This is a genomic window from Rossellomorea aquimaris (assembly GCF_001877785.1).
In the GTDB taxonomy this organism is placed as follows: domain Bacteria; phylum Bacillota; class Bacilli; order Bacillales; family Bacillaceae_B; genus Rossellomorea; species Rossellomorea aquimaris_A.
This window is the reverse complement of record NZ_MINN01000080.1, coordinates 1-10,459: the sequence shown is the minus strand read 5'-3', so window position 1 is coordinate 10,459 and position 10,459 is coordinate 1. Positions and strand designations below refer to the sequence as shown.

Below are 10,459 nucleotides of genomic sequence, written 5' to 3'. Positions count from 1 at the left end.
TTAAGTCGTTTATTTTGTGTAAAATCCATAATTGAAGTCTCCCTTCGGTACTTAATTCGAGGTCATGCATGACACTCTCTATCGTACCAAGGGGGCTTTTTTTATGCACATCGCAAAAACTTCGATAGAAACGCAATTTACTTTATAACAGGAATGCTCCTCGTCACTGCGTTCCTGCGGGGTCTCACATAAGCTACTCTTCCCGCAGGAGTCTGCGTCTTGCACTCCAATCAAACGCTGTAAAAACCTTACATCATTGTGTAAATTCAATCTAAAAACCCGAACTAATTTATCTGCCAATAGGTAAATTAGTTCGGGTTTTACTTTGATAAGAAACACTTTTGTATCGGCTTCTTTATTTGTCTTTTCAGCTTGTCTTTTAATCCAGCACCCTTTCCACTCCGAGCAGCACCTTACCTTCAAAGGTAAGTTTATAGATATCAGGCATTTCAAGCTTCTGCCAGAATTCAAAGTCATATTGAGGATCGAAGTGGTTCATGATGAGGACCATGATGTTGCCGTGCGTGCCGATCGCTACGTTTTTCCCTTCGTATCTTTCCAAGATTCCCTGGAAACTCTTTATTCCCCTTTTCTGGGCTGCTTTGTTGGATTCACCCCCGGGAAAGGAAAATTCAGGTTCCTTCCACACTTTCATGATTGCCTGCGAAAAGTCTACCACCGGTTCACCGGAAAGCTGTCTTTCTTTCAAATCTTCACAGATGTCAATTTCTTTATTGAAAAAGGAGGCTGTTCCCTCTACTGTTTGAACGGCCCTTTTATATGGGCTTGAACAGACCGCATGGATATTCTTGTCTTTCAAGATGCCCTTCACCCGATCTGCATCGCGTTTTCCTCTTTCGGAGAGCGGCCTCTCCAGCTCCTCCGGGGTATAGACAGAATGGGCGTGTCGGACAAAATAGATGGTGGTTGGCATGTTTTCACTTCTTTTCTTAGAAACTTGTATAACAATGTGAGCACTCCTGAGCTGTCTTCTGCCGTTTCGTCAGTCTGCGACAATTGGGGCATTCTACTTCTTTGGAATGTAGATCCAGCCCTTTATTACCGTGGAGCCATCTTACATATGATTTATTTATCAGGTAAAGCCGAGCATGGTGCCAATGATAACTAGTATTAGAACCAGCCCAAAAAATCCCCTCCGTTCATCTTTAGTAAATAATACGAAATCAAAGAAGAAAGGTTTCATCTTTTTACTGTTCCCATACCTTATCGAGCTGCCCGGCATAAAATTCAATCGCTTTCCGATAGGACTGGATGGTTTTGTCTGCTGAGGTTTCAGCCAATAAGTTCAATAGGATTTCCATAGCCTCACCATGCTCTTTGCTATTATGTAATGTCATGCTGTAAAAGAGTTTGAGGGCATTGTGATCCGGGAATCGTTCCATTCCATTCAATAGAACCTGTTTTGCAATTTCATATTCGCCCAAAGTACGGTACGTGCTGCCGAGCCCCAGGTATGCACCCTGGAGATCAAGTTCATTTAAACCGAGCGTTATTGCTTTTTCGTAATAAGGGATAGCCTCCCTTTCCTTTCCGAGGGCATCATGGCTCCATGCACATTGATAATGAATGCTGGCATTACGAGGTTCTTCCTCTATCAACATATTAAAAAGCTCGATAGAAGCCTGGATATCCCCTCTATCCCTCAGCTGGACACCTTGTTCGATCCTTTCTTCGACAGATCCAACCCCTATCTTCTTCTGCTCCGGCCTATACTCGACGAGCCAGGCATCATGCCAGATTCCTTCGTGAAATTCATTTTGCTGCAGGATCTTAATTTTTTTGTAGCCGCATTTTTCGTAGCATTTTATGGCACGTTCATTCCAAACCATTGGGTCCATGACGAGAAGGTCGGCACCTTTTGTTTCAGTCAGATATTTTTTTACCTCATTGATCATCAACGTTCCGATCCCCTGATTCCAAAGTACGGATTCACCGATGAACTGATCGGTTCCGTAAATAACCTCCTGTGATTGACTGTACCCGTACTTTTTCCGCTCTTCTTCATCTATGCGATAATATTGAAGATACCCTATCTCCCGGTCTTCAAAAACAATGATGCACCTGGCGGATTCAGGACTCCCTTTCACAAATTTCTCTTCAACCATTTCCAGTGTAAAAGGACGGTCCCTTCCCTCATAAAATTGAAGCACCTCTGGGTCGGACAGCCATTTCTTTACGATATATTTATCTTCTTCTTTAATGGGGCGGATTTTAATGCGGCCATTGGTTAATTCCATTACTGACACCTCTTTCCACTAGTATATATTCACTGAACAGAGGCAGAAATCCTTCAGTCTGCTTTTTTGACAATAGTGTGAAAGGTTCATTGTTTTCTTCTGTTTACGTATTTTCTCGAGTGGTAAGAAGTAGAATATGTTAGACTTTCATGTTATCATTAGTTTGTGAATTATTTCACAAATAGTTATTTCCCAATCAGATTATTTAAAACTTCCTAAAAGTTAGGTGTGTGATGAAGAATGACAATCAAATGTACAAACAAAGTGGCTCTTATCGGCACTGGATTTGTCGGCTCAAGCTACGCGTTTGCTCTATTGAATCAGGGGATTGCCCATGAACTCGTGTTAATCGATATGAATAAAGATAAAGCGGACGGGGATGCCCGCGATCTTAATCACGGTCTTGCTTTCGCATCCCCGATGAAGATCCACGCAGGTGATTACAGTGATTGTCAGGACGCGGACCTTGTGGTGATCACTGCTGGAGCGAATCAAAAGCCCGGTGAAACCCGCCTTGATTTAGTGGAGAAAAACATAAAGATTTTTAAAGGGATCGTGGATGAGGTAATGGCGAGCGGGTTTAACGGGATTTTCCTTGTTGCCACAAACCCTGTCGATATTCTGACCTATGCAACCTGGAAATTCTCCGGACTTCCGAAAGAAAGGGTCATCGGTTCCGGGACAATTCTGGATACTGCCAGGCTCCGCTACCTGGTCGGGGAACACTTTGACATCGACACCCGGAATATTCACGCATATATTATGGGTGAACACGGCGATACAGAATTTCCGGTATGGAGCCATACTACAATCGGTGCAAGCCATTTAAGCGAATTGATTGATATGGGGAATGAGGATATTCAAAAGAAATTGGATGAAATTTTCCTCAATGTAAGGGATGCAGCTTATCACATCATTGAACGGAAAGGTGCAACTTATTATGGAATCGCAATGGGACTTGCCCGCATCACCCGGGCAATTTTCAATAATGAGAACAGCATCCTCACCGTTTCTTCCCTTCTCCAGGGAGAGTACGGACAGGATGACGTTTATATCGGTGTCCCGGCGATCATCAACCGTGAAGGGGTCCGCAAAGTGGTAGAGCTTCCGCTGAATGAAAAAGAACTTCAGCAATTCGAACACTCATCCGAGACATTAAAAAAGGTTATGGAGACAGCTTTCAGCTGAAAAGAGATCCCTGGCCGGTAACTGAATAGACACGCACGCCCGGATATCCTCCTCATAGACTATGGTGAATCCGTTTATGAGGAGGTTTTTCCATGTACGACGATAGACAACTATTTCCTGGATTCCCCGGTTTTCCAGGAGGAAGCCCCGGCAGCGGTTTCCCTGGCGGCCCGCCAAGCGCTCCGCCGCCTGGAGGAGCGCCGGGCGGGGGAAATCAGGGGAGTCAGCAGCCTCCGCCGGGACCTCCGCCGAACTTCACACCGCAGATGACTGCTGCGCAGGGCGGGCCGAGCGTGATGGCTGTAGATCCCGGTGCAATCCGGCGCTGCCTGTTCCGCTACACGTATATCTGGCTGCGAAGAGATCAATTCTGGTTCTATCCTGTATTTATCGGCCGCCGATCCATTGCAGGCTGGAGATGGATCGGATGGAGATGGGTGTACTTCGGCATTGACTTGGATAACATCCAATCCTTCACTTGTGTGTAGGCGATGACTTTGTACTCGTATCCTTCATATTTTCGAACAGGTGCAGTGAACAGGTCAGGAACAACCAGGGTCACCGGGGAGCATACGGTCTATGTAGATCCTGATCAGGCAATTATTTCGATCGGTATCGTTACAAAGAGCGAAGACCTTGAAGAGGCACAGGGCCATAACCGGCAGATTTCCAACCGGGTTGTGCAATCACTGAGGGGGAATGGGGTACCTGAAAAGGATATCCAGACGTCGGGTTATCAGATTTTTCCTCAATATAATTACGAAGACGGAAAGCAGGTCTTTACAGGCTACGAGGTGCGGCATGTTTTCAGGATCACAGTGAACAATGTAGACACTCTTGGGAAAATCATCGATGATGCCATAAAGAGCGGCGCGAATCGTGTTGAAAATATTCAGTTTGTAAATTCTGACCCTGCCGCAGCCTACAGGCAGGCGCTCGCTTCTGCTTATCAAAAAGCATATGAGAAAGCGGGCACACTGGCGAGTCAATCTCATCAGCAATTGAACCCTTATCCTAAATCCATTACGGAGCATGGAGCTTCTGCCGAAACGGTGTTTGCCCCCGCTGCCTTCGTTAAAGCTGCTGAAGAAAGCACCAGCCTGCAGCCCGGCCAGATCGGGGTCACCGCTTCCCTTACAGCAGAATTCCGTATGAATTAAACAAAGCCCGTCCCTCCCTGCTTTAGCAATGGAGAAACGGGCATTATTTTTTATCCGCCTAACGATGTCGATTTTCTTCCACATGCTTCCATAGCGGCCAAAATGGAGCCTTTGAATCCATTTTTCTCAAGGGCAGCAACTGCTTCAATCGTAGCCCCGCCGGGAGAGCAGACAGCATCTTTCAATTCACCTGGATGCGTGCCTGTCTCCAGCACCATTTTGGCAGCACCGAGAACAGCCTGCGCTGCCATTTCGTACGCTTGTTTTCTTGGAAGCCCTTGAAGGACCGCGCCATCTGCGAGTGCTTCGATGAACATGAATACATAGGCAGGGGAAGATCCACTGACCGCAGGAATCGCATCCATCAAACTCTCTTCAACCGCCTCGGCTTTCCCGAAGCTCCCTAATATGGTGGAAACCTCTTTCAATTCCTCTTGGGTCAGACGGTTATTCATACAATATGCTGTCATTCCTTCCCCAACCAGGGAGGGGGTATTGGGCATCGTACGAACGACCTTGACCGCTTTGTCGAACCGGGCTTCCACCCAGTCCAGGGTGATTCCGGCAGCGATTGTCACGATGATGACATCTTCTTTTACTTCATCTTTAATTTCTGCAATAACCTTCTCATACTGGTCCGGTTTGATGGAAAGGAACAAAATATCCGAAAAACCTGCTACTGTCAGGTTATCCTCTGTACATTCAACTTGAAATTCTTCCGCGACTTTCTTCCGGGTTGCATCAGACCTTGCACTGGTCATGACGGCACTTCTGTCGACTATATCTGCTTTCAGGATCCCGCCTAGTATTGCCTGGGCCATATTGCCGCAGCCGATGAATCCAATCGTTTTCTCCAATGAGCTTCACCTCTGTCTTTAACTTTCCTCTTTAGAATCATATCAGACTTTCCCACCCCCGTAAAAAAAGACCCTTTAGCGCGTATTGCCGCAGGGTCTGAAGCGATTTTCCTATTCTGTCAACTTTCCACAATAGGGACACAGCGTTTTCTTATACTCTTTCGGCAGTTTTTTATGACAATGTGCACAGGTCTTGAGGTATTGCGGCTGGTCAAACAGATCCTGGGATAAGCCGTACCCGCTTTTAAAGGTTTTCCTTGTCAGCCGGACGAGAAGACCAATCACGATTCCCGTCACCAGCAGCGCCCAAATCATTCCTTTATCCTTTCGCCTGTGTGAGAATTGCCTGGTAATCAAGGTTCACAATCGGTTCATCGTTCAACAGCCTGTCTTTCAATCCTGTCAGCAGTGACTCCTCGGCTTCTGATAAATTGGTCAGATCCCATTTCTTATGAAAAACAGAGTAAAGGGTAAAATCCCTCAATAATAAAAATGAAGGAAGGCGGGGAATCCAATCTTCTTCAACTGAATTCTCTTCGAGGTATCCAATTAGAAAAGCTTTTAAAAACGTCGCTCCAAATTCGGATCTCTCCCCAAGTGTGCCTTTTCCGTGTTTCCACCACACAGAATAATAGAGGGGTATCGCAATATCACTCAAGAAAAAGAACTGCATGCTGTCATCAAAGTCAAACACGTGCATCTCTCCGTCATGATAAAAAAAGTTGCCTGCGTGAATATCTGAATGGATGATACCGAAGTTATCCGGGGTCTCATCCAGCTCTTGCAGCTCCTTTTTGTTCTTTTCTGCTTTCTCAATAATAACAGCGTCCTCTTGGGAGAGGTACTTTGAATAGCTGAGGATATCATCCTCGTCCCAGCGTTCCCTTTGGTATTCCCCCGCATCATATTCTTTCGTGAGGCGGTGCATTTTCCCGGTGACCCTTCCCCATTCTTTAAACAGGGCTTCATCAAACAGGGGATCAATGACTTTCACCGGTTTTCCGGGTGCTTTATCAAATAAACACACATAAAAGAAGGTATCGCCTGCTTCCAGCTTTTCTACTAATCTTCCTTCACGTGAACGATTGGCAAGTGAGACATTCACTCCATTTTCATGCAGATAATTCACCCATCTAAGTTCAGCTTCAACATCGATGCCTGACCGGTGTGAACTGTGAGTCAATCTTAATATGTAAGGCCTATCTCCTTTATGCACCTCATACACATAGTTTTCAAAATCTCCAAGCTTCTTAGCCCTGGAAGCTTCGCATCCGAATTTCCCGGCCGCTTTTTCCAGAAGTTCCACACTGAATAAATTTTCTATCCATTTTTCCATCTTTATTCTCCTTACACATGATTATTCTTTCAGCAATGCCACCCGATACGGGTATAACTCGCCTGTCATGATTCCATTTTTCACAGCCGGATCTTCCTTCATAAATTCTTCGGCCTCTTCTTCATTTTCCGCTTCAAACACAACAATCCCAAAGGCATGTTCTTCCTCATTCAATGTTCTGCCGGCTAAGATGACTGTGCCTTGGTCCCTGAACGTCTTTAGTCTTTCGAAATGTGCCGTTACGAAATTTTCGTCTTCAGCAGTCCAATTTTCTTCTTTAAATAAGCGCGGAATCAGTTTTAATACATAAATAAATTCCATGAAAACCCCTCTTTTCCAATGAAATATTCACATACTATTATTCGACTTCCCTCTTCCAATCTCCTTTTATTCATGACTGCAGAACCTCTTTCAATTATTCTCCAAATAAAAAACCAACCCCGCGGGCTGGTCTATTAATCATTGATACTTTGAAACACAATTCCTCTTTGTTTCATTAAATATTGAAGAGCCGTCCTGAATGAAAGGAAACTTTTCACTTCAAGGATCTGCTGCACCCCGGAATTGACCATGATCTGCGTAAGCGAAGGGTTAAAGCCGACAAAAATGACTTCTATCCCCATCAGTGATATGGCTCTTGCCATATTTTCAATATAGGTGCCGAATACATCCAATTCACAGATCTCTTTTTCTGTAATGGCAGAGAAGTCTATGATAATCGTATTGATATCCTCTTGGTAAGATACATTAAGGATTCTTGTGATGATCATCTCGAATCGCTCTGGTGACAGCCGGCCGGTGATCGGGACAAGAATGGTTTCAGGTACGATTGATGGTATGATGGGAGCTGAAATATCCCTTATTAACTCTTGGGAATCGTCCAGTTGTTTTTTCAGTCTGGCGATTTCCGCTTTAAGCTCGTGGATTTGTGTCGATTCGTTTGTCATTCTAAACCTCACCATATCGATTTATTTTAGGCCCGTTTGTAAATTTCCCCAATAAAAAAATACTCATATCCCTATTCTAGCATCAAACCTCCTCAAAAGAGTACTGTTTTTTAAAGGGACCTGAACATTCATTATATAAGGCTCTTTTCGCATATTTTGTTGCTTTGCACACAAGAAAATACCGGAACTTGGGTATTTTCGGCTTGTCCGTCCATTTGTTGTTTGAACTGGAGTACGAAACGAGCACGTCCACAAGCTATATCCAGGCTGCAAGCCCTTTACGAAAAGCAGCAATCTTTTAGAAAACAGCCTTATATAAAGATAAAAACCAGCCTCGCCGGCTGGTTTTTATCACGCATATGCTTTTTCTTCTTCTTTCTTGAAGAAGCTTCTCATGGCATGGAATACATCGGCTTTTTGCTTGAGGATAAAATAACGGAAGTCTTCATTCTTGATGTTTTTGTAAGCTGACATGAGGGTTGAGTGACGATTATACTGATTGACTTCACCGTATCCGAACATGCTGGATACTTTCATTAATTCTTCGACAAGCTTGACGCAGCGTACATTGTCTGACGTTAGATTGTCGCCATCCGAGAAATGAAAAGGATAAATATTGTAGCGGGACGGGTTGTATTTATCATTAATGAGTTCCAGCGCTTTCCTGTAGGCAGATGAACAGATGGTCCCGCCGCTTTCTCCTTTTGAGAAGAAATGTTCTTCCGAAACGACCTTTGCTTCAGTATGGTGGGCAATGAACTCAATTTCCACGGTCTCATATTTCGTCCTTAAGAACCTTGTCATCCAAAAGAAGAAACTTCTGGCCATATACTTTTCCCAAACGCCCATACTTCCGCTTGTATCCATCATCGCCAATACAACGGCTTTGGATTCAGGCTTCAACACTTCATTCCACGTTCTGAATTTCAGATCCTCTGTGATGATCGGATGGAAACTCGGGGCTCCTTTCATGGCATTCCTCTTAAATGCAGACATCATCGTCTTCTTTTTATCTATATTACCCATGAGGCCCGTTTTACGAATATCATTGAATTCAATATGCTCCACGGTCTGGACATCCTGCTCTTTCCTTTTCAGATTCGGAAGTTCCAACTGACTGAATAGCGCATCCTCAATCTCCATAAGGGACACTTCTGCTTCATAATAGTCTTCTCCTGCTTTATCTCCTGCTCCTTGACCTTTCCCGGGACCTTTTTGCTGCTGGGAACCATCTCTGGCAATTACATCTCCAACTTGACTGTCGCCGTCTCCCTGTCCTGCATGTTTGTTTTTATCATAGTTGTAGCGTATTTTATACTCATCTAACGAACGGATCGGAATTTTGACGACATCACGGCCATTGGACATAATGATGTTTTCTTCAGTGATCAGATCAGGTAAATTATTTCTTATTGCATCCTGTACTTTTTCTTGATGTCTTTGCTGATCATCGTGACCTTTGCGGTGGAGGGCCCAATCTTCCTTGGAAATGACAAACTGATGATTATCGAGTTGACTCAATCTTTTTCCCTCCTTAAAAAATTTTTTCACACTTTTTCTGCACGCTACATACACTATGTTGACTGCCTAATCTACTGACAATTTCCCCTCTAAAGGAATGATTCGGGGATTACTCTATCCTATGCAGAAGTATCGATAAATTTACAAATAATTTCGACAATTAAAGGTTCTTTTTGAAAATGGACGAGCCTGTTTTTTATGGAAATGAATAGCTTGATATTTTTAAAAATCTTCCCTCCATATGTAAGTTGAGAAGATAGATTCAATGACCACTTTATTCGTAAGTCTCCTATTATATTCGGCAGATCACGCTGCTATGCGGGTACATAAAAAATAACCAGGTGTTTCCCCCTGGTCAGTTCATTTTAATCCTCTTCGTATTGAGCCGGATCTTGTATTCGATTATTGTTCTTCAGTTCTCCGCTGGAACGCAATTTCTCCATTTGCTTTCCCAACTTGATCAGTTCCTCCATATTGGAGGCCATACTTCCATTGAACGGTTCCGTTTCTTCTCGAGGCTGAGGCTTGGAAGGCATCCCCTTCACCTGCTTTCCTTTGAGAAATGGTTACGGCTCTATCTATCTACAGTGTATTTTATTCTGATTATTCTGTCAATATATCTTCTATTTATCTTTTTCCTTATACTGAACGGGATCGGGTTGTTTGTCGCCTTCTTTCAATTCCTCGTTCGTACGCAGCCTGTCCATCTGCTTTCCCAGCTGCTCCATCTCTTCCATGTCGTGTGCCATGGATCCGTTGTCCGGCTCATAGTTTTTATCGAGTTCCTGTTTTTTATCCACTTCTTGTTTTTTGGTCATCGTGTATCACCTCTTATCTTTTACATTTCCCCTCTCCTTTCGATAATAAACACTTGGCGCCTTAACACCGCGGTTGATTTCCGTGCAAGACTTCGCTTTCCGCGGGCGGTTGGTGAGCCTCCCTCACGATAATGGCAGGTTACTTAGAATATCTTTGTTTTTCTCCGGATTTCTTAAGTGTTCAATATAAGAGACACGGCATGGTCAAACAGATACACCCAAATTTAAATATATCTGGAAACACGCGTGGCACGTTAATAGACCGGAAAGGGGTATTTCCAATAATAGGTACTAAAATATGATCGCACCTTTGGATCTCCACAAGCGACATGGTGGTGGACCCTCCCATTTCTCTCGGCGTCTATGCGCGTAAA

General features: G+C 44.1%; 13 protein-coding genes. 3 read left to right on the top strand and 10 right to left on the bottom strand.

The window, feature by feature from the left end:
• Positions 1 to 379: 379 nt before the first annotated feature.
• Positions 380 to 934: a histidine phosphatase family protein gene (locus BHE18_RS09710; RefSeq protein WP_071618394.1), complete on the bottom strand. Its 555-nt coding sequence runs from the start codon at positions 932 to 934 to the stop codon at positions 380 to 382.
• Positions 935 to 1,208: 274 nt separating this feature from the next.
• A complete protein-coding gene (locus tag BHE18_RS23845) occupies positions 1,209 to 2,258 on the bottom strand; it encodes a tetratricopeptide repeat protein (RefSeq protein ID WP_083573687.1) in 1,050 nt (349 codons plus the stop codon).
• A gap of 240 nt (positions 2,259 to 2,498) precedes the next feature.
• On the opposite strand from BHE18_RS23845, the gene BHE18_RS09695 reads away from it, so the two are divergent.
• The 3 genes from BHE18_RS09695 (at position 2,499) to BHE18_RS09685 (ending at position 4,606) form a co-directional block, all read left to right on the top strand.
• A complete protein-coding gene (locus tag BHE18_RS09695; RefSeq protein ID WP_071618393.1) occupies positions 2,499 to 3,446 on the top strand; it encodes an L-lactate dehydrogenase in 948 nt (315 codons plus the stop codon).
• A gap of 92 nt (positions 3,447 to 3,538) precedes the next feature.
• Complete coding sequence (locus BHE18_RS09690) at positions 3,539 to 3,934, top strand: hypothetical protein (protein WP_071618392.1); 396 nt, start codon at positions 3,539 to 3,541, stop codon at positions 3,932 to 3,934.
• Between the two features lie 45 nt (positions 3,935 to 3,979).
• Positions 3,980 to 4,606 (top strand): SIMPL domain-containing protein, encoded by a 627-nt coding sequence (locus BHE18_RS09685; protein ID WP_171910690.1) that lies wholly within the window; start codon positions 3,980 to 3,982, stop codon positions 4,604 to 4,606.
• A 50-nt stretch (positions 4,607 to 4,656) separates the two neighbouring features.
• On the opposite strand, the gene proC is transcribed toward BHE18_RS09685, so the two are convergent.
• From proC to BHE18_RS09650, 8 genes are all read right to left on the bottom strand, one after another.
• Entirely contained in the window at positions 4,657 to 5,463 is an 807-nt protein-coding gene (gene proC / locus BHE18_RS09680) for a pyrroline-5-carboxylate reductase (protein ID WP_071618390.1), read from the bottom strand.
• Between the two features lie 111 nt (positions 5,464 to 5,574).
• A complete protein-coding gene (locus tag BHE18_RS09675; protein ID WP_071618389.1) occupies positions 5,575 to 5,778 on the bottom strand; it encodes a hypothetical protein in 204 nt (67 codons plus the stop codon).
• Between the two features lie 4 nt (positions 5,779 to 5,782).
• Positions 5,783 to 6,799, bottom strand: coding sequence for a phosphotransferase enzyme family protein (locus tag BHE18_RS09670; protein WP_071618388.1), 1,017 nt, complete (start codon positions 6,797 to 6,799; stop codon positions 5,783 to 5,785).
• A 21-nt stretch (positions 6,800 to 6,820) separates the two neighbouring features.
• Positions 6,821 to 7,120, bottom strand: coding sequence for a YciI family protein (locus tag BHE18_RS09665; RefSeq protein WP_071618387.1), 300 nt, complete (start codon positions 7,118 to 7,120; stop codon positions 6,821 to 6,823).
• Positions 7,121 to 7,254: 134 nt separating this feature from the next.
• Complete coding sequence (locus BHE18_RS09660) at positions 7,255 to 7,746, bottom strand: STAS domain-containing protein (protein ID WP_071618386.1); 492 nt, start codon at positions 7,744 to 7,746, stop codon at positions 7,255 to 7,257.
• 351 nt (positions 7,747 to 8,097) lie between these two features.
• Positions 8,098 to 9,267 (bottom strand): sporulation protein YhbH, encoded by a 1,170-nt coding sequence (gene yhbH / locus BHE18_RS09655; RefSeq protein ID WP_071618385.1) that lies wholly within the window; start codon positions 9,265 to 9,267, stop codon positions 8,098 to 8,100.
• A 365-nt stretch (positions 9,268 to 9,632) separates the two neighbouring features.
• Positions 9,633 to 9,803 (bottom strand): hypothetical protein, encoded by a 171-nt coding sequence (locus BHE18_RS22880; protein ID WP_141771849.1) that lies wholly within the window; start codon positions 9,801 to 9,803, stop codon positions 9,633 to 9,635.
• A gap of 87 nt (positions 9,804 to 9,890) precedes the next feature.
• Positions 9,891 to 10,085 (bottom strand): hypothetical protein, encoded by a 195-nt coding sequence (locus BHE18_RS09650; RefSeq protein ID WP_071618384.1) that lies wholly within the window; start codon positions 10,083 to 10,085, stop codon positions 9,891 to 9,893.
• Positions 10,086 to 10,459: the final 374 nt, after the last annotated feature.